Origin of the sequence: Lamprobacter modestohalophilus (genome assembly GCF_016583905.1) — a bacterium.
Lineage (GTDB): Bacteria > Pseudomonadota > Gammaproteobacteria > Chromatiales > Chromatiaceae > Lamprobacter > Lamprobacter modestohalophilus.
This window is the reverse complement of record NZ_NRRY01000035.1, coordinates 20,786-47,426: the sequence shown is the minus strand read 5'-3', so window position 1 is coordinate 47,426 and position 26,641 is coordinate 20,786. Positions and strand designations below refer to the sequence as shown.

Below are 26,641 nucleotides of genomic sequence, written 5' to 3'. Positions count from 1 at the left end.
GCGCCCGGCGGATGTGCGTTGGCGCTATCGGAGTCACGAAGAGACAGCATTGGTCGCTGACGGGCGTGCACCGTGCCAACCATCACCGTCCTAAGGCGGAGTCATGCACGCTAGTCTGGAAGACGCCGCCGGATGGGTCAAATGGCCTGATGAACAGTCTCCATGCCAGCTCACACGCGCTTCTGCGTTTGCGTGAGCAACACGGCGAGCGCGGTGGCGGCGATCACTGCCAGCACTGGCACCGCCAAAGGCGGCACCGGCAAGGGCAACAGTAACCCGAATCCAACCAGGAAACCCAAGCCAAGCAGCACCCGCACCGCCAGCCGATGCGCCAACGGGCTCGGATAGTCGAACCCGGCCAGGCGGATGCGCCGGCGGATGAGTCCGTCACCCACCGCGCCGATCAGGACGAAGCCGATGAACGGCCACCAGGCGAACAACACGACCAGGCGCTGAATGGCCAGATAGATCGCGAACCAGATCAGATCGAGCCGGGTCTTGACCCATGGCCAGATCGGCACGGCGGCCAGCTTATTGAGTTCGGGCGTCTCATTGACAACGGCAGCATCCGGCAGCAACAGATCATAGCTGGCATCAACCAGGCCGGAGCGCAAGAAGATCATGCCGTACCAGTGCTGCGCCGAGGCGAAGACGGCGGTTGCCGTGCCCTCCCCCAACTGGCTCGAGACCCAGCGCACCTCCTGATCGCGCATCCGAGTAGACCAATCGGCTGGGATCAGCGCCGAGAGCAGCACGAATTCCATGATCAACAGCATGACAGCGACCGTCATCGCCCAGAGCCAGCTGGTCTTGGTTTGGGTGTCAGTCGCCATCGGTTCGGGCATTCCCTGGACGAGGCTGTGCAGTCTCGGGCTGTGCGGCAGGCGCAACATCATGCCCTGGCAAAGGAGCAGAGACAGACTCAGCTGTTGGCCATGGCAGGCCGCTCTCATCGCTGACCAAGATCGCCTTCCCTAACTCCGGCCGGGTCTGCGTGTCAGCCTCGGCCGCTGGCGGAGTCTCGGCCTTGAGTCCAGCCACAGCGTCCTCGGCCAACACGTCAGGCGCCACCAGGATCGGCAACCGCCCCTTAATCGTCCGTCCCCCAGCCAAGCGACCGATGTACTCCAGATTCGGCAGATGCCCCAGCAGCGCCGGCGGCAGCAGTTCGCCCTCCTCCTCGATCAGGCGCTCACCGGCATTGCCACTGTAGAGCAGCGGATTGTCGGACTGGGTGCTGCTGGCCTGGGTGCGCATCACGGTCTGAAGACGAATCTTCGGCAGGCTGTCGGTGATGTAGGTCTGGGTCTCGGCATCGAGCACCCGCAGCGCAATCAGGTTGTTCAGATTCGCCAGCACCTGGGTGGCCTTATCCTTGCTCCCGGTGCGTGCCGCAAAGTCAGCAAAGCTCTGAGTCGCAACCGTCAGCCGCAGCCCAGCACCACGCCCCTTGTTCAGCAGCTGCACGAAGGGATCGTTCATCACCTCAGCGGCCTCGTCGATGAAGACGCTGACCGGCTTGTTGTTGACGCCATAGTTGTAGCGATCCCCGGCGATCGAGGTCAGCTCGGCGATCAGCAGCGAGCCGATGGCGCTGCCGACCATGCCATCGGAGAGCGAATCCAGGCCGATGTAGGCGACATAGCCATCGTTGATCAGATCGGTCATGCGCATCAGATCGCGCGGGTCGTCCGGGTCGCTCGGATTGGGCGAGAGCAAGGGACCGAGCGGCCCGGAGGTCAGCATCACCAGCACCGGCATCAGGCTCGCGACCATCTTGGAGAAATGCACACGCTCGTGCTCGTGCATGTTGACCAGGCCATCGATCACCGATGAGGGACGCTCGGGGGCGATGCGGCTGCGGTAATGGCGGATCAACGCCTGCACCCGTCCGTGGCTATCACGGGCCTTGCTGAGCAGTGCGTCGCGATCGAAGCCTGGATCGACCTGGGTGCAATAGGTCACCAGCGCGCGCTCGACCAGGGCATCGACACCGCCTTCCAGGTAATGGCGCAGCTTGAGCAGGTTCGGGCGCTCCTCGACCAGCAAGAGGCCCGCAATGATGTGGCTCATCGCCATCTGACCGAAGGCCTTGAACGGATCGGCGCCGGTCTCCGAGGGCATCAGTGCGGCGATGCGGCTGGCCAGCTCGGTGTGGCGGCCAAAGGTGGCCATTGGATCGATGCGGCAGGAGTGTTCCGGGAAGGCGGGATGGAAGGCGGCGAACTTCTCCGGGCGCCCCGCCAGGCTGCAGGCGCGCTCGGCATTGTCGCGCAGCTCGCGATCGCCCTTGGGATCGATGATCAGCACCGATTCACCGCGCAGCACGGCCTGGCTGATCAGCAGATCGAAGAGCCGGGTCTTGCCAGCGCCAGTGGTGCCGACCACCAGCAGGTGGCCTTCCATCGTGGTGAGTGGCACGGCGAGGTCGTCTTCGCGTGGGGCCAGGCCATGCAGCCAGTGTGCGCCGATCGCAGTGGTTGAGATCGGGGTCAGTCGCGAGGGACCCACACGCAGCAGATCATGGGCGAGCTGCGCTTGATCGCGCTCCCACTCAAAGCCGCGACCGAGCCAGAGCTGGCCTTGGAACTGCTCTGTGGTCGCAGCCAGTTCGGCGACCGTGACGAAGGTCTGCACCCGTCCACTCAGATTCGCGTGCAGCGCGCGCAGGCGCAAAGCCCCCGGCAGCCAGCTCAGGGCCATGAGCAGGGCCAACAGGGCGAAGAGCCGAAAGGCACCCGGGTGCAGCTGCCAATGGCCGGCGCTGGCGAAGGCGAAGGCGGCGAGCAGGAGCCATAACACTGCGGCGACCGCCTCATCATTGGCCCGCCAGGGGTTGTGATAGCGCTGCATCAGCGCTGGACCTCGATGCGCTGATGCGCGCCGAGCCGAAAGCGCGGGTCCGTGAGCAGGCGCTGGCGCAGGCTGTAGACGCCGAGACCGTGGCGTTTGGCCAGCGCCTTGAGGGTTGTGCTGTCGAGCACGAGCACTTGGCTGCCATCACCGGGGCCGTGTTGGCGGTCGAGATCGGCGAGGATGGCGGGGATCAGCGGTGGCTTGTCGGCGGGTTCCTCCGGGTTGGCGGGTACGCGCGGATGCTGCTCGGCCGTCCCTTGACCCGAAGCCGTTGCTGGCCGGTTTGGAGATGTCTGGGGACTTGGAGTTATCGGCGCTGGCGCTGGCGTTGATGTTGGTGTCAATGCCGGTGTCGGTGTCGGTGTCGATGACAGCGGCACTGCGGATGGTGCTGAGGTTTCCGAATTGGGCTCGACGGCGGGTTGACTTGAGTTCGCCGCCTCCACCAGCAACCGCAACAGTGCTGAGACCTCGGCGGTCAATACCAGCCAGCGCTCGCCGCCATGCTCGCGCACACGGCGCATCGGGGTTCTAGGGTCAGGCTCGAGGGCGCCTTCGGCACTCAGCACCTCGGCCGCCGCAGTGGGCTCCCAGCCTGCGGCTTTAAACCAGGCTGGGTAAGATAGCCAGAGGAGATCATCACGCCAAGCCAACTGATGTTCATGAGCCGCCGACGGAGTCGCATCGATCAGGTGGGCCTTCAACTGTGCGCTACCAGGGCCGTGATCGGTCAGCCAGGCATCGGCCGCAGCGCAGGCATCGCTATGCGACGGATCCTGCTCTGCGGCCGATGGTGGCCTGATCACTGACGCTGAGGCTAAAGCTGGTGCTGGTGCTGAGCCAGACGCTGGTGCTGATGCACCGAGGACACTGAGCGTGCCGGCTTCGGAATCGCGATGCGGGCGCTGCGCACCGTTTGACAACGTTAGCGGGCTGTCCAAGTCAAACGCATCGTCGTCTCCGCGTTCCAGATCAGACACCCTGCTCCCAGCTTCTGCGGATTCCCCAGCCCTCGCCGCATCAGCCAGATCACCGGCCTCGTCCCTACCAGCCCTATCAGCCTCTGGAGCGATCGCCTCAGAGCGCGACGTCACTCCGACACCCGCCTCGCTTTGCTCATCCCGCGCCACCAAATCCACAGCGGCCGGGGCACCATGCGGAAACAACAGCTCCGGACTCTGTAGCCGCAGCAGGTTGAGCAGGATCGGCTTCGCCCCCGCCGCTGACAGGAGCGCCGGCGCCAACCGCCAGGTCAGCTGCCGACCAACGGCATCGACTCGCGCAATCGCCAGCCCCCGCTCGAGCAGCAGCTCGGCGATGCTCTGCGGATCACGCGGAATCCCAGGGATGCGCTCGGCGGCGAGCAGTTCGGTGATGTCGCGCGCAGCGGCCGGCCAGACCAGATGCAGACCCGCACCACGCAACAGCCAGACCCGCGCGCCGGGCACGTTGACCTGCCAGCGCCCATCGTGCAGCAGCCGACGCATGGCATCGAGCAGATAGCGATCGACCGGCACCCCAACGGCGGTGTCGATCGGCGCGATGCGTTGCTCGCGCAGATCCCGCTCGACGCTGTGGCGGTCGGCCTGGCGTACCAGTTCGACCAGCACACTGCTATGGGGCACGCCGGTCACGGCAGCGACCAGCCCGCTGTAAAGCCCGGGATCGGGTTGCGAGAGCCAGCGTTCGACCCGGCTCGGCAGCAGACGTTTCAGGGCGATCAGGTTGAACACCTCGTGACCGTTGTGGGACCGCTGCTCGCGCCAGCGCAGGAAGTAGCGCTCGAGGCCCTGGCGAGTGGCCCAGTCGGCCAGATCCTCATCGATCGGCGACCAGGTCGTGCGGCCCTCGCGATCGGTGGCGGCGACATCGACCAACGCCTTGCCACTATCGTGCAGCAGACCACCGAGGGCGGCGGCTGCGCGCAGCCGCGGCTCCAGGCGCCGCTGTTCGACACGCGGACGATCGAGTCCGACCATGACGCCGCGACTGGCCCGTGCGGCATGGAAGGCGACCTCTAGGCCATGGCGATAGAGTCCACCGGCGCCGCGATGATGATGCAGCTCGCTGGCTGGGATCAGATGCACGAAGGCGGCATAACGGCGGATCACCGGGGCGATGTAGCTGGACCAGCGTTCGCTGCCGTCGTCTTCATCGTCGCCAAGGGCCAGCTCCCGGCGCAGCCGCGCGATCAGCTCGGCCTGGGTGGCGATCAGTCGCTCGAGTGGCGGCAGCGGCAAGCCTTTGAGGAAGGGTGGATAGCGTGGGATCTCCTCGTCCAGTAACGCTGGCGCTGACGCCGTTGCTGCTGTTGGCATCGGCATCGGCTCCGACTCGACTTGACCTCCGGGCTCGGTCATCGCTGTTGACAGCTCAACAGTCGGCAGCGACTCGATCGTTGCCGACAGCGAGCCAGCAGGGTCCGGGATGCCTGTCATCTGGCGCAAGCGGTGCAACAGACTCATCGTTGGTCGCCAGCGGCATCGACAGCATCGTCCGATGCCTGATCGCCCGAACACTGATCCCCCGGCAGCGGCTGCGTCAACCGCGCCAGCACCTGCTGCAGCCGCAGCTCGGCCTGTTTCATCCAACGCAGGCGCAGTCGAATCTCGCCGAAGGTCCGCTCGGCCTCGAGCGCGATGCGTCGCTCCCAGGGCATGGCCGCGGACAGGGTCGAGCGGGTATAGACGTCGGCCTCACCGCGTGGCAGATACAGGGTCCGACCGGGACCGCGTGCCAGGAACCACTCGATGGTGAAACTGCCGCCGGTGCGCCGGGGTGCTCGGATGCGCACCCCGAGCCGGGCATCGCGCCCACGCTGCATCCGTAAACGCTGCGCCCGCAGCTGCTCCATGGTCTCGATCTCGATCCCCTCGGCGACCAGGCGCAGGCGCTCGCGCTCGGCCTCGAAGCCTAGCCCGATCAGCTCAGGGAGCGGCTCGAGCGACAACAAACCTCCGCATGTCGACCCCCCTGCCCACCACTTATCCAGGTGGGCAGCCCCCTGCGGGGTCACCAGGGGAATTTGGGGTGGATCGGACGGTGTCTGCGTGGGCTTAGCCATGGGCGTCCACCTGGCCCCGCTGCTCGGGGCTGCGCACCAGGCGGCGCTGCCACCGGCTGCGCCCTTGGCTCTGCGAGCGTTTCAAATGATCGATCAATGACTTGAACCCTCTGTTCAGCCGTCGTTCAGACGGCCCTGCTCACCTGGACTTGGGGCACCCGTTGCGCACCTGGCTCAGGCCTGACCGGTGGGCACCTGGGGCTGATTCGGGCATTGACGGCCCTGTCGGCCGCCCGCTGCGCATCAGGCCGTTCAGCCTGGGCCTGCTCATCTGCGAAAGCGAATGCGCAATCAATGGCTTAAGCGACTCTGGTCAGGCTGCTGCGCACCTGGACTCGCTGCACAGTGGTGCGCACCTGCGGCCTCGACTCGGCACAGCCTAGCCTGCGGTTCAGCACCGGCGCAGCAGGGAAAGATGCCGTTTTTCGGCATCTCTGTCGGTTTCGTGCCTGGGTCGGGCACGGCATCCTCGTTGTCGTGCTGTAGTCGTGCTGCAGTCGTGCTGTGGTTCCGGAGCTGCCCCATCGCGGCCGTCTCTGGGACCTCTCATCGGTGCTTGTCGTGCTGTAGTCGTGCTGCAGTCGTGATGGAGGATGCGGGGATGTTGGTGGTCGGTCTCGATATTGGATACAGCAACCTGAAGCTCGCAGCCGGGTGCTGCGGCGAGCCGCCGCTTGAACGGGTCATGCCAGCGGTAGCGGCACCCGAGGCGCATGTCGCGGAACGCCTGGCAGGCGTGCCGTCACGCACGACTGATGGGCTTGCCGATGGCGTGAGGCTCTCGCTGCATGGCCAACCCTGGATCGCCGGCATCAACCCCGCGCGGGTCTCGGGCTGGCAGCGGGCGCTGCATGAGGACTATGCCGCCAGCGAGAGTTATGAGGCCTTGGTTTTGGCCGCCCTGCAGTTGGTCGGGGAGGCGCGGATCGATCGCCTGGTCACTGGACTGCCCGTGGCTCAGGCCAGTGATCCGGCTGCGCGTGAGCAACTGCGCCGACGGCTGCAGGGACGACAGCGGCTGGCCGATGGCTCGGTGGAGGTCGCCGAGGTGCGAGTCATCGCCCAGCCGGTCGGCGCCTTCGTCGACCTGCTGATGCAGGCCGATGCGGCGCTGATCGAGCGCATCGGTGCCGGCACCGTGCTCGTGATCGATGTCGGCTTCTTTTCGGTGGACTGGTCGGTGTTGGTCAACGGTGATCTGCGACGCACACGCTCAGGGACCAGCCTAGAGGCGATGAGTGTGCTGATCGATACGGCGGCGGCGCGCCTGTGTGCCGGACGCGGCGGCAAGGCGCCGGTGGCGGCGATCGAGCAGGCCTTAGCGGCGCAGCACTCAAGGATCGTGCTGCATGGTGACTGGGTGGCGTTGGAGCCCGTGCTGCAGCTTGCAGCACGCGAGGTCGCTCAACGGGCCTTGGAGGCACTGCGTCAGGATCTGCGCCATGAGCAGACCAATCCTGATCTGCTGTTATTGACCGGGGGTGGCGCGGCCTTGTTCGCGCCGGTGGTGCAACGGGTCTTTCCCCGAGTGCCGCTGCATCAGGCGGCGGACCCGGTCGGCGCCAATGCGCGCGGTTATTTCCACTATGGCTGCCGCTGAGCGTCTGCGCATCCAGGTCGGGATCTGCGCGCACCGGCATCCGGAGTTGTTCGCCATCTTGATGCGGGTTTCGCGGCGCGGGCGTGCGGACCGGCTGCGGCAGTTGGCCTTGCTCGGGTTGAGTGGTCCGTCGCGTTCCGACCTTGAGCCGGCTGCGGCAACGGCCGCAACGCCGCGCGAGACGGATGCGCGATCCCCGCCTGCGTCCTCCATCCATTCCGAGCCCGATCCCCAGCTCGTCGCCGATCGGGCGCGCCTGCTGGATGCCCTTCACCTGTCTGATTAAACTTGATCGAGGTCTACTTGCCATGACGACTTTGCTTTCCCCTGAAGCCCTGGTCGAATCGATTCAGCGTCTGAACCGTGCCTATCTGCAGACGGCAAGGGATGGTCTGCGCGCGCAGCCGGCGTTGGCGCGGTCGCTGTTTGGTCTCGAGGCGCCGTTGGCACCCTGGCTGGCAACCGCCGACACGGAGGCTGTTGAGCGTCTCGCGCGACTGCCGGGGACGGTGTTTCAGCCGCGCTTGCCGGCGGAGCCGCAGCGCTTGCTCGCAGCCTGCGCGCGATCGTCGGTGGATGCGGCGCTGCCGGCACTGCATCTGCTGTTGCATCAGCTCGGTGATCCTGAGGCCGATGCCGATCACGATCAGGATCAGGATCACAAAAACGACTCGGCCTTGTCCTGATGTCGGCTCAGCCGATGCTCGAGCGGCACGCCCGCATGCAGGTGGCGCTGGCCTTGATCGTGCGTCGGGCGCGCCTGTCGATCGTGCATTGGGAGACGCGGGTCGCGCGGGATGCGCTACGCGCGCTCTATCGGGAGGTGCATGGTGAGCCGGCGCCATCGGGTCAGTTACCGACGGCCGGTGGGGCGGCGATCACGACCCGCCATTGCCAGCTCTGTGCGTCGGTGTTCGTGATGCTCTATCGGCACTTGCAGCTGGCCTCCAGCGGTGCGAGCGGGCAGGATCGGCGCTCGAGGTCGATTGTGGCTATGATCCAGGCGCATGATCTGGCGCAGAGGGTGCTGGGTGCCGAGCACAGCCTGGATATCACGCTGTGCTGGATGCTGGCGCGTGATCTGCGGATGGGCCGTGCGCGCCTGAGATCCTGTCCACAGTGCCAGATCCAGTATCTGGTCACCGAGCAAGGGCGCTTTGATCAGGGCTGCCCGCTGTGTGCGCGTTATCGTAGTCTGGGCTTGTCGAGCTTGAAGGTCGGGCAGGCAGGCGGCTCATTGTTGCGAGGATGAGCCGTCCATGGTCTCGTCGCCCTGTCCGAGCCTGGATGACAGACCCGTCGTTGACGCTGCGATGACGGCATCGAGCCGCCGTCGGTGATGCTGCCGATGGCGGCTGCGCCTGAGACCTGGTCTCGTCTCGCTGATCAGAACCCGCGGCGCGGCTTGCCCTCCTTCACCACCCGTTTGACCATCTTGCCGAAGGCGCGGTCTTTGGTTCTGCGCTCGGCAAGACTTGCTGAGTTGAAGCGGTCCTCGGCCAGCAGCTTGCGCCAGCGCTGCAGCCGCGCGGGCTCGAGTTGGCCCTGTTCGATCGCCTCGCGGAGTGCGCAGCCGGGCTCGCGCTCGTGTTGGCAGTTCCCGAAGCGGCAGTGCGCCGTGAGGGCCTCAATGTCCTCAAAGGTCTCGGCGATGCCGGAAGCGGCGTCTGCCAATTGCAATTCGCGCATGCCCGGGGTGTCCAGTACCAGGCAGCCGCCGAGGATCAGGTGCAGCTCACGACGGGTGGTGGTATGGCGCCCCTTGGCATCGTCTTCGCGGATGGCCTGGGTCGCGATCGCCTCGGAGCCAGCCAAGGCGTTGGTGAGGGTGGATTTGCCGACCCCGGATGAGCCAAGGAAGGCGACGGTTTGGCCTGGCTGGCACCAGGGCGACAGCCGGTCCTGTGGGTCGTCTCCGCGGGCGTCGAGCGCGACGACCGGGACGCGGTCGGAGACGCTGCGGGCGGCGTCGATCCAGATTGGCAGATCGGTCACCAGGTCGGCCTTGGTCAGCACGATGACCGGCGTGATTCCGGCCTCGAAGGCCAGCGCGACATAGCGTTCCAGCCGGGCCAGGTTGAAGTCCTGATTGCAGGAGGTGACGATGAAGACCGTGTCGATGTTTGCGGCGATCAGTTGTACCTGCCGGTCGGTGCCGGGCGCGCGGCGCTTGATCAGGCTGTTGCGGGACAGGAGGCGGCTCGCCCGGGGCTGTGCGCGATCGAGCAGCAGCCAGTCGCCGACGGTCGCATCGGCGCGCGGTGGGAGGGTCTCGTCGATGCCGACGCCCAGGATCTGCAGGCCGCTGCGATGCACGGCGACGACGCGGGCTGGGGGCGTTGCTGAGAGGGCCTCCGGGCTGGTCTGTTGCGCGAAGCAGGGTTGCCAGCCGAGTGCGGCGAGCGATGCCGGATCATGGCTGGCTGAGTCGGCGTGCTTGCTCTCGTGAACATGGCCAAAGTCGTCGGAGCTCATGCAGATCACATCTACCAATACACGGGATGGTTCAGTGCCTCGACACAGCGCGAGGGTCCTTTGAGCGGCGTCACCGCCCGGTCTGTCAACGACTGCGCCAGCCAGCCTTCGGGCTGCTTCAGCTTGAAGGGGGCTGGTGCATCCGCCTCACTGATCGGCTTGAAGCCGACCTTGGCATAGTAGCCGGGATCGCCGTAAGTCATGACGATATCGACGCCGGCTTTGCGCAGCGCGGCTAAGCCATGGTTCAGCAGGCGTTGCCCGATGCCCTTGCCTTGCTGATCGGTGGCCACGGCAACCGGGGCGAGCACGAAGACGGTCCGCTGATCCTGTTCGTAGGTCAGCCTTGAGAAGAGGATGCCGCCGATGATGGCGCCCTCTTCCTCGGCGATGAAAACGAAGCGATCCGGCTCCGCCGTGCTGGCGAGCAGATTGTGCACCAGATTGCCGATCAGGGCGCCTTCTTCCGCGCCCTCAGAGGCGGTGAAGGTGGCGCGGAACAGCTCGATGATCACGTCTTCTCGGCCTTGGGTATCAGTCGAAAACGGCATGCGATCGTTTCCGTTGAATGGAGCAGTGGACGCTGTCACCGTTGCACGATGTTCGTCGCAGGACCCGATCGACGGGTCGTCTCGGTGAGGCCGGCAGTCGCTTCCTGGCATACCCAAGGCGAATCAGCAGTAGCGGTTGTTCGCCGGCGTTCAAGCCCAGGTGGGCCGCAAGCCGCCTGCGAATCGGCTCGACTTCGCAGGGCATATTGACGTGGGCGTGCGCGATGCCCAGCGAGGTTGCGGTGAGCACGACGCGCTCGAAGCTGCGACCGACATCGACCCAATGGCGTTGGTCATGCTCCCGGGCGATGAAGAGCAGCAGCAGTGAGGACTGACGGATCGCCTTCTCCTGCCGATCGGCCTCGCCTTCTGGCTTCACCAGCCTCGTCATGATCCAGCGGCCGAGCCAGCGCGGCACTGCGGGAAAACCCAAGGCCGCAGCGGCAAGGCCATCTTGGCGGGTCGATACCTCACGCCGGGAAAACCGGATCCATGACACCAGCTCCGCGACGAAGGCCGGATCGCTGAACTGGACGATGTTGGCCTCCCGGACGAAGTCGATGAGCGGCTCGATGTCCGGATCGCCGACGCGGAACGGGCGTATCTGCACGGAATCGCAGCCATTGGCCTCCAGCATCGCTGTCAGATCGGAGGCGTCGATCGCTCGCCCATCGTAGGTTCCGCGGTTCGACTGGCGCTCGGGAATGGCGCGGAACAAGGCGTCGGTGTCCTCATCGGCGCCCTCCGACAGCTGAATCCGCAGACAGGGCTCCGGTTCATCGGCGGGAAAAGACTCGACGCTGGCGGCAAGCCCCTGATGCGCGGCTGCAACGAGAAGATTCTCGAGCGCACAGCCGAGGCTGATGTACAGCGCGTGATCGTCCGGGTCGACGACCGGTAGGCGACGGGTCAGGTCGGGGAAGATCCGGATGCTGTCCTGATTCACCGAGAACTGCCACGGCTGCGTGTTGTGACCGGAGGGTGCGCGCACCGCGAAGGGGATCAGCTGCTCAGCAATGGAGTCCATGGCGCACCCTCGGGATATCATGAGTGAGGTGAACGACGGTCTACCGATCACGCTGATGGCGATCGGACCGGGAAACAAGATCGCGCATGACCATTTGGCGCGCGGACGCTGGCCCATACGACTCATCAGGGCTTTATCATCTCCACCGCGATGAAGATCGGCAACCTCTATGGCATCCCCGAATACGCCCCATTCTTTCGCGCACGCCTCACGCGGGTTGAGTCCTGATCATGGGCTGAGGTCCAGCGCGGCCCGTTCTATCCGGAGCGCATGCCGCTGGTTCCGTGTCGGCCCTCCCAGGACGGCTCCGGGCACCTGGCAGCGCAGTTCGACAGTGTCATGGCCTGAGTATGACCCGGTAGCGCTCGATGAAGGACGGGGCCGGGTCTCGGATCTCGAGGGTACTCGACCGCGAGCAGGACACCCCTGACGGCAGGACTGGAGGTCACGATGGACGCTTTCACCTTACGGCTGCTCGACCAAGCGCTGTTCCTGCTGCACGCGGCCTTGGTGCTGTTCGTCCTCACCGGCTGGATGTGGCCAGGCACCCGGCGCCTGCACCTGCTCGTGGTTGTGCTCACGCTCGGCTCCTGGGTCGGACTCGGCGCCTGGTATGGCTGGGGCTACTGCCCGCTGACCGACTGGCACTGGCAGGTCAAAGCCGCCCTCGGCGAGACCACATTGCCGGCGTCGTACATCAAGTACTACGTCGACGCGCTGACGGGGAAGCCCTGGAATCCGATGCTCATCGACGTTTGGGTCGTCGGCTTGGCGCTGACGGCGCTGGTCGTGTCAGCGGTGTTGAACTGGCGCGACTGGAGGTGGCCACGAGCCAGCAAGCGCCGGTGATCGAGGCGAGTCAGCACAGGGGCGAAGCACCAACCACATCCAAGCGCGGCTTGCTTCGACGCCATCGGCGCCCAACTTCCATGCCATGACCAAGCGCCCTCTTTCAGCCTTGCGCGCGCTGCTTCCAGGGCGCCTCGGCAAGCCTCGCCAGCCGCCTGCGACTGTGGCTCGGGTCGATCTCGATCGGCTGTTGGGAACCTGGTTCGAGGTGGCCAGGCTACCCAATCTCGAGGCGGACGGACCTTGGCAGGACAGCGTCAATGTAGCCGCGACCTATACGAAGCGTCCAGATGGGCGCATCCGCGTCCAAACCGTTGCTCACAACGCGAAGGCGGGGATGCGCCGCAGCGAGGTCAACGGTAGCGTTCATCCCGCCGATCCGAGTGGCTCGAAGCTGATCTTGCGCTTCTTCAAGCTGATCCGAGGCGACCTCTGGGTGATCGGCTTGGACGCTGATTACCGATGGGCGCTGATGGGGACGCCAAGCCGCAGGCGGCTTTGGCTCATCGCCCGCGCCCCGCGCATCGAAGCCGACGACTTTGACCAGGCCATGGCGATCGCTGTCGAGCAAGGCTACGATGCGGCGCGCGTCAGACCAACCCGGCAACAGGTCAAGTCCTGACGGGAGGCTGGCGGTATGGGTGCCTTGCGCGCATCCGATTCTGGTTGCAAACTCAGGATCAGCACAGACTGACAGCTCTCGCTCACAGCGTCGCGACAAAGCCGAATACCGCTTCCGCCGCCTGATCCAGGTTCTGCTCCCAGGTGCGCCCGGATTGCCGGCGCGGCTTGAAGCTGTGGTCCCCGTCCTCGATCCAGGCCAGTCGAATCGACGGCGCGAGCGCATAGCCGGCGACCTCGTCCGGCGTGCCGAAGGGATCGCGGGTGCCCTGACAGATGAGCGTTGGCGTGCGCAGGCCGCGCAGGTGCTCCGTGCGCAGCCGATCCGGTTTTCCCGGCGGATGGAATGGGTAGCCGAGGCAGGCCAGCCCGGCGACGCCGCGTTCGTCAGCGATCAGGCTCGCCATGCGCCCGCCGAGCGACTTGCCGCCGATCAGCAGTCGTCGAGCGTCGGTACCCGCTGCAAGCGCTTGGTCGATGACTCGATTCCAGCGCTCCAGCAGCACCGGCTCCCGGTTTGGCGGTTTGCGCCTGCCGGTGCGCCGGATCTCGGCCATGTACGGGAATTCGAAGCGGATCACCCGCATCCCGGCTCGGCCGAGCGCACGAGCGATGTGCGCCATAAAGGGTGAATCCATGCCCTGTCCCGCACCATGGGCCAGGAGCAGGGTCCAGTGCGCATCCGGTGGGCCGTCGGTCAATAGATCCAACGCGTTTCCGGGGTTGTCAGACATCGCTTAGCGGCCTCATGATCAGTGAACCAGCACATCCGCAGCATCAACCCACACCAGCAGTCGGCAAGACGATGAAGGCGATCGAGATCCGAGCGAACCTCAATCCGGTTTCACGGGCGTTGTTGCTCGCGATGGGTTGATCCTGGGACGCAGCCCAACACACCCGTCCCGTGCTTCGCGTGGCCATTCTCTCCGATACCCACGGCTTTCTGGACGCGCGGGTGGAGGCCTTGGTGGCGACCTGCGACCTGGCGGTTCACGGCGGCGACATCGGTAACGCGGAGGTCTTGCAGCGCCTGCGGCCGCGTCAGGGACGGGTCATCGCCGTCATCGGAAACAACGACCTTCCACGCAAGTGGTTGCCAGAGCAAGCGCAGGTCCTGGATGGCCTGCGAGAGCACGAGGACCTGATGCTACCCGGTGGGACACTGGCGGTCATCCACGGCCACCAGCTCGCCGCCCGGAATCGCCATGAGCGTCTGCGCCGCCGCTTCCCGCAGGCCCGCGCCATTGTCTATGGGCATAGCCACCGTCTGATCGCCGATCGCGATGCGCAGCCCTGGGTGCTCAATCCCGGCGCCGCGGGCCGGGCACGGACCTTTGGCGGACCCTCCTGCATCGTGCTCGACGCCGCTGAGCATCGCTGGGCACTGCGCATCGAGCGCTTCGAACCCTTGAAATGCCATGGACGCTCGTCCTGAAGCTGCCCTGTTGTTGATTGTCGCTGTCCCTCCCACGATGGCCACGCAGGACGCTGGCAGAAGTCGCTACACTCGGAGCAAGCAACCCCTTGGAGACTGTGCATGCGAATCCCTGTCCCGATCATCTCCGTTGTCGTTTCAACAGCAGCGCTACTCGCTTGCGGGCAGCAACAGCCACCTAAGGATGTTGATCCGATGGTGGGCCGCGACTGCTTCGAGTCGCATCTGCCCACCCTGCCGCCCGGCAGCCAGTACGAGGGGATCGCCGAGGCCTCCGATAACCGCATCACCATCCGTGCGATGACCGGCACTCAGGTGGAAACGTTCGATTGCTCACTGGGACCAGACGGCACGGTGACCCAGAGCAGCGACTGAGCTTGAGGTCGTCGCCGAACCCATTGTTCCCGTGGTGAGCGTCACCGTGGCGCCACGACCGCCTCAGGCTGAAGACGACCAAATCCGGGCGGCGGACGACGGTGTTGGGTCGCTTGCTCGTAGGCGTAGGCATATTGGAACAGCTTGTGCTCATCGAACGGCCGCGCCAGCAGTTGCAGGCCCAACGGTAGGCCGCTCTCGGTGAAGCCCATCGGCACCGTGATGGCCGGTTGCCCGGTATGGGGCGCGATCACCGGGCTGTTGTTGCCGTGGGGACTGTCGCTGTCGCCGATGAGGCGCGGCGGATGGCTCCAGCTCGGGTAGATGATCGCATCGATCTGGTGTCGATCCATCGCGGCGACCACGGCATCGAGCAAGGCCTTGCGTCGCGGGTCGCCCTGCACGTCGACGCAGGGCGGCTGCTGTGAGTGCGGATCCGTATCGACAGCCATGGCCCACCGCATCGCCCCGGTGCTCTGGGGCAAGAATTGGTTGCTCGCCACCACCTCGTCCAGGGACTGGATCGGTGCGTTCGGTCCCAGGGTTTGCAGATAGCGATTCAGGTCATAGCGGAAACGGCTGCAGAAACCCGTGGCATCGGTCAAGCGCTCGAGATCGGGAATTCGGAACGGATCGAGGATGACAGCGCCGGCTTGGCGCAGATCCTCAATCGCCTGATCGAAGCGCGCCACGACCTCGGGGTCGGCGATGTCTGTCTCCGCAGCCGCAGCCGCATCTGTCTCTGTGACGACCAGAGCGCGCAGCACGCCCAGTCGAGCGCCCTGCAAGCCATCACGCTTGAGATACCGCCGATAATCCGGCTTGACCCGGCCGATGGCGACCTGGGTAAGCGGGTCCGCCGGATCATGGCCGGCCAGCACCGAGTAGACGATCGCGGTGTCGGTCACGGTTCGCATCAGCGGTCCGCCGACATCGCGGTTCGCCAGCAGGGGCACGATGCCGTCGCGGCTGGTGGCACCGAGGGTCGAGCGGAGGCCGACCAGGGCCAGATGCGAGGCCGGTCCACGGATCGAGTTGCCGGTATCGGTACCCATGCCGATGAGGCCGAGATTGGCGGCGATCGCTGAGGCGGTGCCGCCGCTGGAGCCCGCCGGCACCCGATCGAGGGCGTAGGCGTTACGGGTCTCGCCATGGGTGGAGCTGATGGTCTGGTAGGGGCTGAAGGCCCACTCGCCCATGTTGGACTTGGCCAGGATGATGGCGCCCTCTGCGCGCAGGCGTTGCACCAGGAAGGCGTCATCGGGCGGTACTGAGCCCTTCAGGGCCAAGGAGCCGGCCTCGGTCGGCATGTCGGCGGTATCGAAGTTGTCCTTGAGGATGACCGGGATGCAGTGCAGGCGGCGCATGCGGCTGGTCTCGGCAGACTGGCGGTCGAGCTGCCGCGCTCGCGCTAAGGCGTTGGGGTTGATGGCGATGATGGCATTGAGTCGGTTGGCAGGGGTTGGCGACCTGCTTGCGCTCGGAATCGGAGCTGCGTCGGCCTTGGTGGGTGGGTCGTAGGTCTCGATGCGCCGGAGGTAGCGCCGGGTGAGTTGTGCACAGCTGATCCGCCCGCTGCGCAGGGCCTGGTGCGCCTGGCCGATGCTGAGCTCGATGATATCGATGTCGGGTGTCGGCCCGGTCGATGCGCGATTCACCGGCCCGCAGGCGGTGCAGAGGCCCATCAGCAAGACGATGATCAGGCGCCAGGACATGCGATTGTGCTGATGGCTTTGGGTCATCGCGGTTCACAGGGCTCTCTTGCAGTGGCGTCAGACCTGAGAAGCGGCCTCACTCACGGACATCGCAGCGTCGCGCAGAATCGCGTCGACCTCGGCCTCGATGACTGGCAGCGTCAGCACAGCATAGAGCGGAAACCGCTCGGCGAGCAGCGGAACATACTGCGCCTGCTCTTTGCTGACCAGGACGATGACCCGTGCGTCAGGTGCCTGCTTACTCAGGCTGGCGAGGAACACATCAAGGTTGCAGACATTGGCACCAGCGTAGTTGTTGCCGAAACCGTAGAAGAATTCCGCCACCACCCAGTCAGGCGCGCTGCGCTTAAGCGCCTGCAGGGCCTTGCGCTGGGATGGGAGCTTGATCTGGGTAATCCCCAAGCGCTGGTAGAGCGCGTCGAGCCGGGGATGACTGGGAGATTCGATGATGGAGAACAGGGTCGTCATGTCGTCATGGAAGTCGAACGCGTACTCTGGACCAACCGCTGGATGGGATGCAGCCTATCAGGCCTGGCCGGCGCGATCCTGTTCAGCACCCAGGGTCGCCGATACACCACCGCCATGCCTGCGGGCGAACCGCCATGGATGTCGTCTAGGCTTCCGGACGATCAGGGGTCCCGATCAACGCCGCTCTAGAACTGAAATCACTCCGCATCGGACAGGGTTTGTGCAAGAGGCCTCACCATGGGACATCTGCTGAACGACAAATCGGCCCTGGTGCCGCTGATCGACCGCCTCAACCGCTACCCGGTGGGCCTGGTCGACAGTCCGCGCCTGCGCCAGATCCTCGCGCTGCTGTTCGATCCGCGTGAGGCCGAGGTGGCGGCACGTTTTCCGCTGACCGAGGCCACCCGAGCTGAGCTGGTCGAGCGCACCGGCCTGCCGGCGGCCGAGCTGGATGGGATTCTGGAATCCATGGCCAACAAGGGGCTGGTGATGGATCTGCCAGTAGGGCAGGAGACCTACTATCTGTTGGTGCCGGGGCTGATCGGCTTCATGGAGTTCAGCTTCATGCGCGATCGCGGCGATCTGCCCCAGGCGGAGTTGGCACGACTGATGTCGGCGTACCTGCGCGAACAGGGTAAAGACGGACAGGCCGGCGAGTTCTTCGGCAGCCGCTAGCCGTTGACGCGGGCGCTGGTCTATGAGGATCAGATTCCGGTGCAGTCACGCATCACCCCTTGGGAAGATGCCCGTCAGATCATCCAGGATGCCGAGTTTCACGCGGTGACGCTGTGCTTCTGCCGGCACAAGAAGGCGCATGAGGTTAAGACCTGCCAACAAGGCGCACCGGTGGAGGAGATCTGCATGGTGCTTGGCGAGGGCGCACGCTTCCTGGTGCGCCGTGGCATGGCCGAGCCGCGCAGTGCTGATGAGATGCTGGCGATCCTCGACCGGGCGCGGGCGCTTGGGCTGACCCACATCACCGATAACATTCGTGAGCAGCCGTCGTTTCTCTGTAACTGCTGCCGCTGCTGCTGCGAGTTGTTGGCTGGCGTGCAGATGGGCTTTCACGAGGGCATCGCCAAGACGCCCTTTCTCGCCGAGGTCGATCCCGCGCGTTGCGACTACTGCGGGGCCTGTCTGCGTGCCTGCAATGCCAAGTGCATCGGCCTGGCCGACGATGCCCGTGCCCTGCCCAAGGAACAGCGCTGGGCGCAGGTGGACGCTGAGGTCTGTCTCGGCTGCGGTGCCTGCCTGCAGGCTTGCGAGCAAGGCGCATTGATCCTGGTGCCACGCGCGAAGCGCCCACGCCCGCCGCGCGATCGCAATGCCCTGTTCGCGCGCATCCTCTGGGACAAGGGTCGGCTGATGCCGTTCATCGCCGAAGGGCTGCGTCGGGGTGTTGAGCGCCTGTATCGGCGGCGTTGATCGGCCTAGGGTCCAAGCGGTCCGGCTCGAGCCACTCGCCCGCGCCCAAGGTCTGATGCCGCACCAATCGCCCGGTTTAGATCGGTGCTGTCACGCGTTTATCGATGAGGTAGACCTGACCGTCGATCTCCTCGCAGCGCAGGGGCTCGAGTCGCTCGCCGGAGCAGAGCACGCTCAAGGATTCGCCTGAGGTCGGATCGAAGACGATGCCATGCATGGAACAGCGCAGGTGCCCTTGCTGTTCATCGAAGACGGCGTCGTGGATGCAGTCCAGGCGCCGCACCATGTGCACGCATTGGTTCAGGTAGGCGTAGACCTGGCCGGCGTAGCGCAGCACGATCGCGGTCTGCGGGTGCTTCTTGAACAGCAGGGGCACGATGTGATGCTGGCGATCCGCCAGTTCAGCGCTGTCACAGACCAGCAGCTTGCGTCGGTCGCGTGTTGTCGTGTTGAGGGTCGATGGCGTGTTCATCGCTCAGTCACCTGGCTCACTCGGCCCTGCTTCGCCTGTGCGGGGTCATAATGCCGGCGCCAAGCCCTGCCGTTGTGTTTTGCTCTGTTCTGTTCGACAGCCTGCTGCGTAGCGACCTCCTGCTGCGGCTCCATGTCCAGATCCAGCTCCAACGCATCGGCAAGCACCTGCGCCAGATGGCGAGGGCGTTGCGCCGTATGGGCGCGAATCTGCTGCCGACAGGAGAAGCCGTTGGCGATGACGGGCGCGTTCGGGTTGGCGCGCAGTTGCGGCAGCAAGGCCAGCTCGGCCATCTGTCGGGACAGGTCGGCGTGCTCCTGTTCCAGGCCGAAGGTGCCGGCCATGCCGCAGCAGCCGGCATCGATGATCTCCGGCGTCAGTCCTGGTAACACCTTCAGCACCTTGCGCATCGACTTCATCGCGCCTACCGCCTTCTGGTGACAATGGCCGTGCACCAACGTGGTGCTGCTGTCGTGCGCTTGCGCATCGGTGAAGGGAAGCTTGAGGCGCTTGGCCATGAGCTCTTTGGCCAAGAACTCTTCTAGCAACAGGCTACGCTCAGCCACGACCTGCGCTGCGTCACCAAGCCCGAGCGCGAGGTGGTCGTCGCGCAGGCTCAACAGGCAGGAGGGCTCGAGTCCGATGATCCAATGCCCGGCGCGGGCATGGGGCAGCAGTGCGCTCAACAGGCGCCTGGCCTCATCGGCGGCCTCTTGCACCAGGCCTTGGGCCAGATAGGTACGCCCGCAGCACAGCGGGCGTCTCGGGTTCGGGTCCGATTCGGCAGGCTCGGCGATGTGGACGCGGTAGCCGGCGGCCTTGAGCACGCGGAGTGCCGCGCGCGGGATCTCGGGCTCGAAATGGCGACCGAAGCAGTCGACCAGGAGCACGACCTCCGATAATGAGGGTGGCGCGGCCTCGGTCAGTGTCGATGCGGGTGCGGCGACGGGTTCAGGGTCGGCCGCAAAGGGCGCTCGAGTGGGCGCCGGCAAGGGGACCTCGGCGGTGATACCAAGCAACCGCTGACCTAGCTGCGCCAGCCAAGGGTGACGGTTGCGCACCCCGATCAGCCAGCGCACGGCAGGTCGATAGCGCGACAGCCAGTGAGGCAGTGCGGCGAAGAGGCGGGCACGCCAGCGGAGACCGTCACGCCGCACCCGCTGCGCCAGGTATTCGCTCTTGATCAACGCCATGTCGACGTTGCTCTCGCACTCGCGCTTGCAGCCCTTGCAGGCGACGCAAAGATCCATCGCGCGAGCGAGGGTTGGGTCGGCGAGGGCCACATCGAGCAGGCTGGCCTCGCTTTGGGTCGCATCAGCCGAGTGTGCATCGGCTGATGCGCCATTGAGGGCGGCCTTCAAGAGCCGCACTCGCCCACCGGTGGACAGGGCCGGGTCGCCAGTGACGCGAAAGCTCGGACACATGATGCCCTTGCTGGTCTCAGCCTCGCACTGGCGGCTGTTGATGCAGACCGCGACGGCCTTGGCGAAGTCGCCACCGTGCTTCGGGATGTCCGCATAGGCATCGCCCATGCCGGCATCCTGGTAGGCGGACCAGTCCAGCGCTGTCTTCATGAGATGAACAACTCCGACCGAAAGGATGGGCAGCGCACAGCGATACCCAGAGCGAGACTAGGCGGGTACCGGCGCTTCGCAGACCTCGAGCAATAGCGGGAGGACTTCGTCGAGCCAGGCGTCGATGCGCGCGTCGGTCAGCAATGACTGCAAATGTTGATCCAATGCCAGGCCGACGAAGCGTCCATCAACGACGGCCCGCGAACGCTTGAACTCGAAGCCGCCGGTGTCGATTCCGCCGACCATCTGGGCACCTGCCTTGGCGAACAGGCTGTGCAGGTCCATCATGGCGTCGCAGAAGTGGGTCGGATATTTCTCCTGATCACCGAGCCCGAACAGGGCAATCCGGATGCCACTGAAGTCCTTGCCGTCGAGCTGTGGCAGGAACTCCAGCCAGGCGGCCTCATCGGTGTCGTTGGCCTTGCCGGGGAGCACGCCTTCACCATAGGTGGGTGTGCCGAGCATCAGCGCCTGGAAGGCCAGCAGGTCATCAGCGCTAGCGCGATTGACGTTCAGCGGTTTGGCGACCATGTCCTCTCCGAGGCGCGCCTTGATCGCCTTTGCGATCTTCTTCGCGATCAGTCGGGTGGTGCCGGAGTCCGTTCCGAAGAAGATGCCGATCTGACGCATGCTGCCCCCGTCGAGTGCGTGTCGCTCCGCTGGGAGCCTTGGTGAGCGTCTTGATGATAAGCCCATCGATTTGAGAAAATTCAGCAAGACCCGCGCCAATCAACGGCGTGCCGGCCGGCATCCCGAAGACAGGAGCGACCAAAGGGTTCAAGTGGCTGAAGCGAAGGCGGATCCTGATCGATGGAGCAGCGGCATCTCGGTTGTTGAGCGGCCGGATGTCATCGCCATCGTTAGCCGCATGTCGCCACTCAACTTACCTGAGCCTGTGGCGAAGCCGACAACGGTCTCGGTCTTGGCTGGGTCGTGACAGTGAGCACTGAGGCGCAACACCGCGCAGGGGCGTTGGCTCACTGATCGGGTTCAACGACCTCGACCATGACCTCGTTGCGACGCAGGAACGGCAGCGAGAACGGCGAGTTGTAGCGGGCGTAGAGGGGCTCGCCAACCGGTGTCAGACCAGCGGCACGGACCGCATCGAGCAGCTGCGTCTCATGGTTCCGATACTTGGATTCGCCCCAGCCGCCAGCGTAACGCAGCACGGCCATGAGACGACCGGGTTCTTCGCGGAGGGTAACGCGCGGATCGTTGGGACGCGGCACGGTCTCGAGCGTGAAGCGCTCCGGCATCACGAAGCTGATGATGAAGCTGTCGCCGTCGGTCTGTGCGGGGCGTTGCGTCACCGGGGCGGTCATCTCGATCCGGGTTCCGGCTTGGTCATCGTCGCTGGCCGACGGGCGCTGCGTGACGGGGGCGGTCATCGCGATCTTCTCGGCGGCTTGGTTGTTGCCGAAGATGTAGTCGGCAAGGATGCGAAAGGCCTTGCCGCCGACCTTGTCGAAGCGACCCTGCACCTCGGTCTCCGCGAGCAGTTGCGGCTGATAGCGGCGGAGCTCGAAAACCGGGCCTTCACGGACGACCTCGTAAGGCGGTTCTTCGGTGGCCATTGCTTGCCCTCCCCAAACTGTCAGTAGCATCGTCAACGCGATACGCGTCAAGCGTTGGGTGTGCCTGTTCATCATCAATGTCCTCGTGCGGCTGTCGTGTTGGCGAGACGGGTTTGGTGGTGACGAACCACGCTTCATGCAAAGCAAGCCCGCGCGCCACCGTGACCCATCGGGCAGATGGCATCAGGATACTCAAAGGTCGCGTGCGGGAACGTCGCTAGCCACAAGTCGCTATTCAGATCGCGAGCGCCACAACACACTGTCAGCGATGGCTGCTTTCAACGGGAATGCAAAGGGGCCAGCAGCGGCCTCCAAGCCATGCTAAAGTGCTTCTTAGACAAGTGCTTAAACCACGTTCCCTGTCCATGATGAACAGGGAGGAAGCATCAACGTGCCAGTATCCATCCGAACCCAACCAGACCAACCGCCCGCCGCGACCCAGTCTCTGGGTCGGCGTCTGGCTGACGCGGCCTTGGCTCTAATCGCAACTGGAGCGCTGTTCACGGCCTTGGCGCCCTTATCCTCACTATTGGTGCATCTGACGGCTTGGTCAGTGTTCATCATGGTGCTTGTCATCAGCTCATGGATGGACCGCGCACGGTCTGCCAACGAAGCGCCGGGGGAGCACCTCCCTACCGCGAACTCGGTCACTTCCCCTGAGACGCTAGAGCGACGTTACCCGGGCGCGAGTTTCCCGTCGTCGCTGGGTGCCTTCAATACGCAGGATGGACTTGATCTCAACGTTTCGCCGGAATCGACACCGCTCCTGATCAGTCTTGATCATGGCTCAACCTCCAGTCACTGTGACGACCCCTGGGAAGGCCCAGACTTCGATACGTTCACCTCATTCCCGACGTCGGACCCGTTCGAGTCCATCCATCACTGAGGACCAGGCCACCGTCGCCCGGTTCCCCGCCACACCTTCGTAGTAGCTGTGGTTGCTGGCATCCGCCGGCAGCCCCGCCCAGATGCGCGAGAGATTGTGCGCAAAGGTGTCGTTCGGCAGCCGACCCGCCTCCCAAGCCGTCAATCCCGCATCACGCGCGAGGGTCATTGCCATCCGATCCTGTAGTTCCGGGGTGAAACGTTCCTGTCCACTGAGGCCCATGCGCGTCATCAGGTCATCGAGCGTGTCATCGATGATCTGATAGCGCCCGACGGGTGAACCGCCGCGCTCGGCGACCAAGCGCTGTTGCAGTGCCTGGACCTCATTTAACGTCAACGTGCTCAGGTTCAACGCCGACTGATCGGCATCGCGATAGAGCGCATTGTAGTTTCCCAGTGACTCGGGTCCGGCGACCAGATCGAGGATCTGCCCGGCAACGCCACCGGTAACGGCATGATGGATCAGTCCCTGGCTAGTCGAGGCGGATTCCAGTGTTTTTTTTTCCGACGCATCGACGACAGACTGCGCCCGGTTGTAGGCGATGATGCCAGTCAGCTTGCTGTTGTCGAGGCTGTGCGCGGCGCCAGTGAGTTGACCGGCAATCGCCTGGCCGAGTTCTGGTCCATGCTCATCGATCAGCCGGTCGAGCTGCGCCTCATGCGAGGCTGTTGTGATCTCCAGACCGCTGAAGGCGGTATGGCCCATCCAGGCCCAATCGACCCGGCTGCGGTAGAACGCCTCCTGGGCCTCCGTCAGCGCCTGCGGTGGCAGCGTCTGCAGCTGATAATCGGCCAGGGTGCCAATCGCATCGCCGTAGCGCTCGCGGGCCTGAGCCACGGCGCCTTGCCAGTCCTCTCCGCTCTGCAGACCGCTGAGCAGGCCGTTGAAGGCTTCGATCGCGCGATCGCCTTTGATCATGCCGCGTCGCAACAGGTTCTCGATGCCGCCGGCGATGGCATCGGTGCTCGCCTCCGCAGGCGAGCTGTACGTCTTCGATTCTGTGATGATCTGTCGCTCCCAGTGGGCCGCGCGCGCTGCCGCGACCCGCTGTGCCTGCCCTTGTTCGACGCCTGCGAAACGGGCCTGCGCTCCAGTATGGAAGGCCTCAACGGACGCCGCGCCAGTGGCTGGATGGATAGCCGCTCCAGCCCCATCGCCCAGACCAGCCGCCGCCGCACGCGGATCAAACAGGCCCGCGCCCATCACCTGATCGCGTGTCGACCCAAACGTCCCAACTCCGCCGAAACCGCCAATCCCTCCGACTGGCTCAGGATCAGCTCCAGTACCCCCAGGCCCCTGGAAGGCTTCGCCGAGAATGCCAAACGCCGTTTCACGCGCCTGCAAGCGCTCACCATCGCTAAGTGCCCGTTCCGGCTGCGCGTAGCCGGCCAGCAGGTGCATCGCCGCTGCGGCACGCGCCTGCTCGGGGTTGGCGAACACACCCATGGCGTTGTACCAGCTCGCGACCCGTTCGTGATCGCCGGTCAGACCAAGACGATCGATCGCCCCATAGGCCTGCTGGGCCAACGCAGGCTGACTGGCCAGGCGTTGGCCCACCTCGGCCGCGCGATAGCTGCCGGAGGCCGCAGCCGACTGCGACAGTCGCTCGGCACGCTGATGGGCGCGACTGTCTTGGACCACATCGGAGGCGCTCTTTTGCAGCTGGGCACTGTCCTGGCGGCTGAGTCCTTCGGTGAACACACTGCGGTTGCCCTGCTGCGCATCTTGCCTGACGGACTCGGCGAGGCTCGACTGGAAACCTGTATCCGACGTCACCCGTTGTGTGAGTTCATCGGAGAGTTGCTGCGCGACTTGCTCAGTCACCTCATACTTGTTCTGCAGGCGGCCATTGAGTTCGGCGCTGATTTGGCGCGAAGACTGCCCCTGACCTTGCAACCCGAGCCCAGTCGCCAGCAGACCGGTCAGTTGATCGCTCGAAAGCCCAGTCTCCGAATACTGCCGCGCCAGACTACTGCCCTCGCTGTAGAGCGTGCGATCCGTGGCACTGGTACTGGCCGAATACTCAAAGCCAAGCGCCCGCTGCTCGAACGATTCACCGCTCTGCGAGGCCGAGCGCGTCGCCGTCTGCCCCAGGCTCTGCATGAACTGCTGCGACGACTGCATCAGCGCCTGCTCGGTGCGCGCCGCCTCACGATTGGCCTGCGTGCCCATATCGAAACGCGGCAGCACGTTCTCTGCGCCCATCGCCGTGGTGCCGGCATAGGGCGTGCTCTGAAACCCGGCGCTGATCGCCAGTGCCGGCGCCGTGGTCATGACCGGCGGAGCCAGGTTGCCTTCAGCAATATGGTCACTACCCTGCAGCCGCCCAGCCAGATGGGTCGCCGTGATCGCACTGCCATAGATCAGCATCAACGCAATCGCCGGTGTCGCGGCCGCCAGCATGCCGCCAGTGGCCAGATAATCCTGCAGGATCTGATCGAGCTGCATCAGCCCGTAGAAGGAGAACGGGTCCAGATTCGCCGTGTTGGCCAAGGCATCCAGATCCCGCCCCGCCGCCATCAGCAGATACAGGTTGGTGATCGCCAGCACCGGCAGCCAGAGCTGGGTCCAGAGCGCGAAGAGCAGCCACTTGCCGGCCAGACTGATACCAAAAGGACCAAGCGCAATGGCAAAGCCCATCAAGGGTGCCACCGCATAGATGAAGCCCTCGAAGAAGGTCAGCATCGGGCGGACGATGTTCAGGAACAGCGCCTGCTCGGCGGCCCACTGTGCATTGCGCTGAGCGATCGCCTGCTGCACCGTGGTCGCAGCTGACCACTGCAACCGGTTCTCATGCGTCAGTACGATGCCCTTCTCCAGCCAGCCGAGTGCGGCTGACATCAGCATCAACTGCTGCGCATCGCGCCCGGCCCCGGCCAGGGCATCGAGCGCGTTGTTCAACTTGGCGTCGACATCGGTGACGCTCGCCACCCCAAAGCGCGCCTGCAAGGTCTCTTTCAGCGCCGGGACGAACTGATTGGGCAGCAAGGTCTCGATCCGCCGCCAAGCCTGATCGCAAGGCAGCGTCACCGCCCGCCCCGCCTCGATGAACACCGTCGTGAAGGCCACGTTACTACTGGCCAGCGCCGTATTCAGATCCGGCGCCTTCATCACCTGATCCAGGGTCCGGCGCTGGGTATCGACATCCGCCAGCACACAGTCGGCGACATAGCTGACCAGGGAGCGTTCCACGTCCGAGCCCGGAACCGGCTCATTGGCCGCGCCCAGCGTAGCGCGGGACAGGGTCGCCTTGCGCACGCTGGTCAGGGTCTGCAGCGCATCGGCAAAGCCATGCTCGGTCATCGCCGGGGTGGCGAAGGCCTGCTCCATCAGCCGCGTGACGCCATAGCCGACATTCGACAACGCCGAGCCGACGGCGGCGGGTCCGACCGGGACATTGTCCACAACGCGCACCGCCCCACTATAGCCATCCTCGATGGTGACCGAGACTGAAGCCCCGAAAGCGAGCAGATAGACCAACAGCGCGATGAAGAAGCGCCCGATCTGCAGGGTTTGTTGGACCAGTCCCTGGAACAGGCCGATGATCACACCGACCGCCAGACCGACGGCGATCAGCTGCCGGAAATCCCCGGTCCCGGTCAATGCAGCGACCGCATTGAGGATCTGGGTCAGAAAGGCAGCATCGCCGATGGAGTAGATCTCGAACATCGCGT

At 65.0% G+C, this 26,641-nt stretch carries 25 protein-coding genes; 10 read left to right on the top strand and 15 right to left on the bottom strand.

The genetic code is table 11. The features are described from left to right. Positions 1-170 precede the first annotated feature (170 nt). From CKO42_RS17860 to mobI, 4 genes are read right to left on the bottom strand one after another with little or no spacing between them, the layout of a single operon-like run. Positions 171-833, bottom strand: a complete 663-nt coding sequence (locus CKO42_RS17860; protein ID WP_200246972.1) for an IncC plasmid conjugative DNA transfer DtrJ family protein — start codon at positions 831-833, stop codon at positions 171-173. Then, positions 823-2,853, bottom strand: a complete 2,031-nt coding sequence (gene traD / locus CKO42_RS17855) for a conjugative transfer system coupling protein TraD (RefSeq protein WP_476737475.1) — start codon at positions 2,851-2,853, stop codon at positions 823-825. Before traD ends, CKO42_RS17860 begins: the two co-directional genes overlap by 11 nt. Then, positions 2,853-5,321 (bottom strand): MobH family relaxase, encoded by a 2,469-nt coding sequence (gene mobH, locus CKO42_RS17850; protein ID WP_242479495.1) that lies wholly within the window; start codon positions 5,319-5,321, stop codon positions 2,853-2,855. The genes traD and mobH overlap by 1 nt, the downstream gene beginning before the upstream one ends. Further along, complete coding sequence (gene mobI, locus CKO42_RS17845) at positions 5,318-5,806, bottom strand: conjugative transfer protein MobI(A/C) (protein WP_200246970.1); 489 nt, start codon at positions 5,804-5,806, stop codon at positions 5,318-5,320. The genes mobH and mobI overlap by 4 nt, the downstream gene beginning before the upstream one ends. A gap of 715 nt (positions 5,807-6,521) precedes the next feature. Here mobI and CKO42_RS17840 point away from each other — a divergent pair. From CKO42_RS17840 to CKO42_RS17825, 4 genes are read left to right on the top strand one after another with little or no spacing between them, the layout of a single operon-like run. Further along, positions 6,522-7,520 (top strand): ParM/StbA family protein, encoded by a 999-nt coding sequence (locus CKO42_RS17840; protein ID WP_200246968.1) that lies wholly within the window; start codon positions 6,522-6,524, stop codon positions 7,518-7,520. After that, the gene (locus CKO42_RS17835; protein ID WP_200246966.1) at positions 7,507-7,806 is read left to right on the top strand and encodes a hypothetical protein; all 300 of its coding nucleotides are present in this window, start codon (positions 7,507-7,509) and stop codon (positions 7,804-7,806) included. Before CKO42_RS17840 ends, CKO42_RS17835 begins: the two co-directional genes overlap by 14 nt. Positions 7,807-7,828: 22 nt before the next feature. Beyond that, positions 7,829-8,206 (top strand): hypothetical protein, encoded by a 378-nt coding sequence (locus CKO42_RS17830; protein WP_200246964.1) that lies wholly within the window; start codon positions 7,829-7,831, stop codon positions 8,204-8,206. A 14-nt stretch (positions 8,207-8,220) separates the two neighbouring features. Then, positions 8,221-8,772, top strand: a complete 552-nt coding sequence (locus CKO42_RS17825; protein ID WP_207148767.1) for a FlhC family transcriptional regulator — start codon at positions 8,221-8,223, stop codon at positions 8,770-8,772. A gap of 134 nt (positions 8,773-8,906) precedes the next feature. Here CKO42_RS17825 and rsgA read toward each other — a convergent pair whose 3' ends face one another. The 3 genes from rsgA to CKO42_RS17810 are packed head-to-tail and all read right to left on the bottom strand — an operon-like array spanning position 8,907 to position 11,573. Next, complete coding sequence (rsgA, locus tag CKO42_RS17820; RefSeq protein WP_200246960.1) at positions 8,907-9,995, bottom strand: ribosome small subunit-dependent GTPase A; 1,089 nt, start codon at positions 9,993-9,995, stop codon at positions 8,907-8,909. 11 nt (positions 9,996-10,006) lie between these two features. Then, positions 10,007-10,546, bottom strand: coding sequence for a GNAT family N-acetyltransferase (locus CKO42_RS17815; RefSeq protein WP_200246958.1), 540 nt, complete (start codon positions 10,544-10,546; stop codon positions 10,007-10,009). Further along, entirely contained in the window at positions 10,530-11,573 is a 1,044-nt protein-coding gene (locus CKO42_RS17810; protein WP_200246956.1) for an Acg family FMN-binding oxidoreductase, read from the bottom strand. The genes CKO42_RS17815 and CKO42_RS17810 overlap by 17 nt, the downstream gene beginning before the upstream one ends. A gap of 450 nt (positions 11,574-12,023) precedes the next feature. Here CKO42_RS17810 and CKO42_RS17805 point away from each other — a divergent pair, with 450 nt between their 5' ends. Both CKO42_RS17805 and CKO42_RS17800 read left to right on the top strand, forming a co-directional pair. Next, the gene (locus CKO42_RS17805; RefSeq protein ID WP_200246951.1) at positions 12,024-12,422 is read left to right on the top strand and encodes a DUF2784 domain-containing protein; all 399 of its coding nucleotides are present in this window, start codon (positions 12,024-12,026) and stop codon (positions 12,420-12,422) included. 85 nt (positions 12,423-12,507) lie between these two features. Next, positions 12,508-13,044 (top strand): lipocalin family protein, encoded by a 537-nt coding sequence (locus tag CKO42_RS17800; RefSeq protein WP_200246949.1) that lies wholly within the window; start codon positions 12,508-12,510, stop codon positions 13,042-13,044. Positions 13,045-13,126: 82 nt separating this feature from the next. On the opposite strand, the gene CKO42_RS17795 is transcribed toward CKO42_RS17800, so the two are convergent. Beyond that, positions 13,127-13,777 carry an alpha/beta family hydrolase gene (locus tag CKO42_RS17795; protein WP_200246947.1) on the bottom strand — a complete coding sequence of 217 codons (651 nt, stop codon included), beginning with the start codon at positions 13,775-13,777 and terminating at the stop codon, positions 13,127-13,129. A 179-nt stretch (positions 13,778-13,956) separates the two neighbouring features. Between CKO42_RS17795 and CKO42_RS17790 the strand changes: the two genes are divergently transcribed. Together CKO42_RS17790 and CKO42_RS17785 are read left to right on the top strand one after the other, a co-directional pair. Continuing rightward, complete coding sequence (locus tag CKO42_RS17790) at positions 13,957-14,478, top strand: metallophosphoesterase family protein (protein WP_338034942.1); 522 nt, start codon at positions 13,957-13,959, stop codon at positions 14,476-14,478. Positions 14,479-14,580: 102 nt separating this feature from the next. Next, entirely contained in the window at positions 14,581-14,853 is a 273-nt protein-coding gene (locus tag CKO42_RS17785) for a hypothetical protein (RefSeq protein ID WP_200246943.1), read from the top strand. Between the two features lie 41 nt (positions 14,854-14,894). On the opposite strand, the gene CKO42_RS17780 is transcribed toward CKO42_RS17785, so the two are convergent. Together CKO42_RS17780 and CKO42_RS17775 are read right to left on the bottom strand one after the other, a co-directional pair. Continuing rightward, positions 14,895-16,568 carry an amidase family protein gene (locus CKO42_RS17780; protein WP_242479494.1) on the bottom strand — a complete coding sequence of 558 codons (1,674 nt, stop codon included), beginning with the start codon at positions 16,566-16,568 and terminating at the stop codon, positions 14,895-14,897. Positions 16,569-16,625: 57 nt separating this feature from the next. After that, positions 16,626-17,036: a hypothetical protein gene (locus tag CKO42_RS17775; RefSeq protein ID WP_200246941.1), complete on the bottom strand. Its 411-nt coding sequence runs from the start codon at positions 17,034-17,036 to the stop codon at positions 16,626-16,628. A 237-nt stretch (positions 17,037-17,273) separates the two neighbouring features. Between CKO42_RS17775 and CKO42_RS27470 the strand changes: the two genes are divergently transcribed. Together CKO42_RS27470 and CKO42_RS27465 are read left to right on the top strand one after the other, a co-directional pair. Beyond that, positions 17,274-17,711 (top strand): hypothetical protein, encoded by a 438-nt coding sequence (locus CKO42_RS27470; RefSeq protein WP_242479493.1) that lies wholly within the window; start codon positions 17,274-17,276, stop codon positions 17,709-17,711. Between the two features lie 3 nt (positions 17,712-17,714). After that, positions 17,715-18,461 (top strand): 4Fe-4S dicluster domain-containing protein, encoded by a 747-nt coding sequence (locus CKO42_RS27465; protein WP_242479492.1) that lies wholly within the window; start codon positions 17,715-17,717, stop codon positions 18,459-18,461. A 76-nt stretch (positions 18,462-18,537) separates the two neighbouring features. Here CKO42_RS27465 and CKO42_RS17765 read toward each other — a convergent pair whose 3' ends face one another. The 5 genes from CKO42_RS17765 to CKO42_RS17745 all read right to left on the bottom strand — a co-directional run bounded on the left by CKO42_RS17765 (position 18,538) and on the right by CKO42_RS17745 (position 26,636). Next, entirely contained in the window at positions 18,538-18,933 is a 396-nt protein-coding gene (locus CKO42_RS17765; RefSeq protein WP_200246939.1) for a Rieske (2Fe-2S) protein, read from the bottom strand. Further along, positions 18,930-20,507 (bottom strand): (Fe-S)-binding protein, encoded by a 1,578-nt coding sequence (locus tag CKO42_RS17760; protein WP_200246937.1) that lies wholly within the window; start codon positions 20,505-20,507, stop codon positions 18,930-18,932. The genes CKO42_RS17765 and CKO42_RS17760 overlap by 4 nt, the downstream gene beginning before the upstream one ends. Before the next feature lie 57 nt (positions 20,508-20,564). Continuing rightward, positions 20,565-21,137 (bottom strand): flavodoxin, encoded by a 573-nt coding sequence (locus CKO42_RS17755; protein WP_200246935.1) that lies wholly within the window; start codon positions 21,135-21,137, stop codon positions 20,565-20,567. Between the two features lie 347 nt (positions 21,138-21,484). Continuing rightward, the gene (locus tag CKO42_RS17750; RefSeq protein ID WP_200246933.1) at positions 21,485-22,081 is read right to left on the bottom strand and encodes an SOUL family heme-binding protein; all 597 of its coding nucleotides are present in this window, start codon (positions 22,079-22,081) and stop codon (positions 21,485-21,487) included. 844 nt (positions 22,082-22,925) lie between these two features. After that, on the bottom strand, positions 22,926-26,636 hold the full coding sequence (locus tag CKO42_RS17745) for a conjugal transfer protein TraG N-terminal domain-containing protein (RefSeq protein WP_200246931.1): 3,711 nt from the start codon (positions 26,634-26,636) through the stop codon (positions 22,926-22,928). Positions 26,637-26,641: the final 5 nt, after the last annotated feature.

What these genes read in the sequence shown, in the direction of transcription:
- mobH (WP_242479495.1), bottom strand. Translation starts at nt 5,321, where the DNA reads ATGAGTCTGTTGCACCGCTTGCGCCAGATGACAGGCATCCCGGACCCT.
- CKO42_RS17830 (WP_200246964.1), top strand. Translation starts at nt 7,829, where the DNA reads ATGACGACTTTGCTTTCCCCTGAAGCCCTGGTCGAATCGATTCAGCGT.
- CKO42_RS17860 (WP_200246972.1), bottom strand. Translation starts at nt 833, where the DNA reads ATGGCGACTGACACCCAAACCAAGACCAGCTGGCTCTGGGCGATGACG.
- CKO42_RS17810 (WP_200246956.1), bottom strand. Translation starts at nt 11,573, where the DNA reads ATGGACTCCATTGCTGAGCAGCTGATCCCCTTCGCGGTGCGCGCACCC.
- CKO42_RS17835 (WP_200246966.1), top strand. Translation starts at nt 7,507, where the DNA reads ATGGCTGCCGCTGAGCGTCTGCGCATCCAGGTCGGGATCTGCGCGCAC.
- CKO42_RS17765 (WP_200246939.1), bottom strand. Translation starts at nt 18,933, where the DNA reads ATGAACACGCCATCGACCCTCAACACGACAACACGCGACCGACGCAAG.
- CKO42_RS17760 (WP_200246937.1), bottom strand. Translation starts at nt 20,507, where the DNA reads ATGAAGACAGCGCTGGACTGGTCCGCCTACCAGGATGCCGGCATGGGC.
- CKO42_RS27470 (WP_242479493.1), top strand. Translation starts at nt 17,274, where the DNA reads ATGGGACATCTGCTGAACGACAAATCGGCCCTGGTGCCGCTGATCGAC.
- CKO42_RS17755 (WP_200246935.1), bottom strand. Translation starts at nt 21,137, where the DNA reads ATGCGTCAGATCGGCATCTTCTTCGGAACGGACTCCGGCACCACCCGA.
- CKO42_RS17805 (WP_200246951.1), top strand. Translation starts at nt 12,024, where the DNA reads ATGGACGCTTTCACCTTACGGCTGCTCGACCAAGCGCTGTTCCTGCTG.
- CKO42_RS17750 (WP_200246933.1), bottom strand. Translation starts at nt 22,081, where the DNA reads ATGGCCACCGAAGAACCGCCTTACGAGGTCGTCCGTGAAGGCCCGGTT.
- traD (WP_476737475.1), bottom strand. Translation starts at nt 2,853, where the DNA reads ATGCAGCGCTATCACAACCCCTGGCGGGCCAATGATGAGGCGGTCGCC.
- CKO42_RS17745 (WP_200246931.1), bottom strand. Translation starts at nt 26,636, where the DNA reads ATGTTCGAGATCTACTCCATCGGCGATGCTGCCTTTCTGACCCAGATC.
- CKO42_RS17795 (WP_200246947.1), bottom strand. Translation starts at nt 13,777, where the DNA reads ATGTCTGACAACCCCGGAAACGCGTTGGATCTATTGACCGACGGCCCA.
- rsgA (WP_200246960.1), bottom strand. Translation starts at nt 9,995, where the DNA reads ATGAGCTCCGACGACTTTGGCCATGTTCACGAGAGCAAGCACGCCGAC.
- CKO42_RS17825 (WP_207148767.1), top strand. Translation starts at nt 8,221, where the DNA reads ATGCTCGAGCGGCACGCCCGCATGCAGGTGGCGCTGGCCTTGATCGTG.
- CKO42_RS17775 (WP_200246941.1), bottom strand. Translation starts at nt 17,036, where the DNA reads ATGACGACCCTGTTCTCCATCATCGAATCTCCCAGTCATCCCCGGCTC.
- CKO42_RS17785 (WP_200246943.1), top strand. Translation starts at nt 14,581, where the DNA reads ATGCGAATCCCTGTCCCGATCATCTCCGTTGTCGTTTCAACAGCAGCG.
- CKO42_RS17800 (WP_200246949.1), top strand. Translation starts at nt 12,508, where the DNA reads ATGACCAAGCGCCCTCTTTCAGCCTTGCGCGCGCTGCTTCCAGGGCGC.
- CKO42_RS17780 (WP_242479494.1), bottom strand. Translation starts at nt 16,568, where the DNA reads ATGTCCTGGCGCCTGATCATCGTCTTGCTGATGGGCCTCTGCACCGCC.
- CKO42_RS17840 (WP_200246968.1), top strand. Translation starts at nt 6,522, where the DNA reads ATGTTGGTGGTCGGTCTCGATATTGGATACAGCAACCTGAAGCTCGCA.
- CKO42_RS17815 (WP_200246958.1), bottom strand. Translation starts at nt 10,546, where the DNA reads ATGCCGTTTTCGACTGATACCCAAGGCCGAGAAGACGTGATCATCGAG.